The sequence below is a fragment of the Kitasatospora sp. NPDC005856 genome, from assembly GCF_040629945.1.
GTDB lineage: Bacteria > Actinomycetota > Actinomycetes > Streptomycetales > Streptomycetaceae > Kitasatospora.
Genome location: NZ_JBEXWT010000214.1, coordinates 1 through 2107, shown reverse-complemented (window position 1 = coordinate 2107; position 2107 = coordinate 1). Strand labels below are relative to the sequence as shown.

Below are 2107 nucleotides of genomic sequence, written 5' to 3'. Positions count from 1 at the left end.
ACGACACCTCCACACCATCGGCGACCACCGCCACCGCATCCGGAGCCCGCACCACCTGCGCCGCGAACACCTCGTGCACCGGCACGAACGCCACCGCCCGCTCGGTGTCGTTCCACTCCACCAACACCCGCCGCCGCTCATCCACGGTCAGCACATCCACGGCGCTCAGCCGCAGCTCCGGGTCGACGGCCACCGCCGCCAGCACCCGCGCCCAACGCTCCGCAATCAGCGTGGCGGCCTCCGAGTCGAACAGGTCCGCGGCCACCGTCAGCGCACCGCGCACGCCGGCCGGGCGGCCGTCGGCGTCGAACGCCTCGCCGACCATCACGTCCAGGTCGAACTTCGCCGCCGGACGCGCCGTGATCAGACGCTCCACCGCCACACCCGGCAGCTCCAGCGCCGCCTCGGAGGTGTTGTGCATGGTGAGGACGATCTGGAACAGCGGGTGGCGGGCGAGCGAGCGCGAGGGTGCCAGCTCCTCGACCAGCTTCTCGAACGGCACGTCCTGGTGCGCGAACGCCCCCAGGCTGGTCTCCCGCACCCGGCCCAGCACCTCGCGGAACGACGGGTCACCGGACAGGTCCGTACGCACCACCAGGGTGTTGACGAAGCAACCCACCAGATCGTCCAGCGCCTCGTCGGTACGACCCGCGATCGCCGACCCGATCGGAATGTCGGTGCCCGCACCCAGACGCGACAGCAGCACCGCGAGGGCGGCCTGCAGCACCATGAACGGCGTCACACCCTCGGCCCGCGCCACCTCCAGCAGCCGCGCGTGCACCTCCGCCGACACCTCCAGCGGAGCACTGTGCCCACGGTGACTCGCCACCGCCGGACGCGGACGGTCGAACGGCAGCCCCAACTCCTCCGGCGAACCCGCCAACGCCCCACGCCAGTACGCCACCTGACGCGACTGCAAGCTCTCCGAATCCTCGTCCGAACCCAGCAGCTCGCGCTGCCACAGCGCATAGTCCGCGTACTGCACCGGCAGCAGATCCCACTCCGGGGCCCGGCCCTCCGAGCGCGCCGCATACGCGGCGGCGATGTCCCGGGACAGCGGGCCCATCGACCAACCGTCACCGGTGATGTGGTGCACCAGCAGCACCAGAACGTGCTCGGCCGGACCCGCCGCGAACAGCGTCGCCCGCACCGGCACCTCGACCGTCAGATCGAACGCATAGCCAGCCGCCCGGACCACAGCGGCAGCAAGCTCCGAGCACTCCGACGCGCCGGCGGACAGGTCACTGAGTTCCTGCAGCCCCTCGGAGGCCTCGACCTCGACCACGTCCAGGCCCCAGGTCAGCTCGTCCATGCCGACAATCTGCTGGTACGGCTCGCCATCGGCCGCGGGGAAGAACGTGCGCAGAGCCTCGTGCCGACCCAGGACGTCCCGCAGCGCCGCACCCAGCGCCTGGCGGTCCAGGTCACCCGAAAGCCGCAGCACGATCGGGCTGTTGTAGGTCGCGCTCGGACCCTCGAGCTGGCCCAGGAACCACAGCCGGCGCTGCGCGAACGACAGCGGAATCCGCTCCGGACGCTCGGCTGCCACCAGCGCCGTCCGGGCCTGACCACCATCCGTCAGCCGGGAAGCAAGGCCGGCCACGGTGGGCGCCTCGAACAGCGCCCGGATCTCCACCTCCACACCCAGCAGCGCACGCACCCGGCTGATCAGCCGCGTCGCCAGCAGCGAGTGCCCACCCAGATCGAAGAAGTCGTCGTCGACCCCCACGCTCTCCAGACCCAGCACCTCGGCGAACGCCGTGCACAGGATCTCCTCCTGCAGCGTCGATGCCCTCCGACCCGCACCCGTGACAGTCACGTAGGCGGGGGCGGGCAGGGCACGGCGGTCGAGCTTGCCGTTGCCGGTCAACGGCAGCACGTCCAGCACCACCACGGCCGACGGGACCATGTACTCCGGCAGCCGCTCTCCGACGAACCTCCGCACCACAGCGGACAGTTCAGCGTGATCGGCTTCCTCGTCGTCGGCGACGACATACGCCACCAGACGCACATCACCCGGCACGTCCTCGCGAGCGACCACAGCGGCCTGGGCGACCGCCGGGTGCCCGGCGATCACGGCCTGGACCTCACCCGGCTCCACCCGGAA

1 protein-coding gene is annotated in these 2107 nt (G+C 71.2%); it reads right to left on the bottom strand.

Features of this window, described 5'->3' with window-relative positions; all coding sequences use genetic code 11:
* Window positions 1-2041 (bottom strand): condensation domain-containing protein (locus ABZ449_RS42015; RefSeq protein ID WP_360357421.1); only part of this gene is annotated, 2041 nt, incomplete at its 3' end.
* Window positions 2042-2107 lie beyond the last annotated feature (66 nt).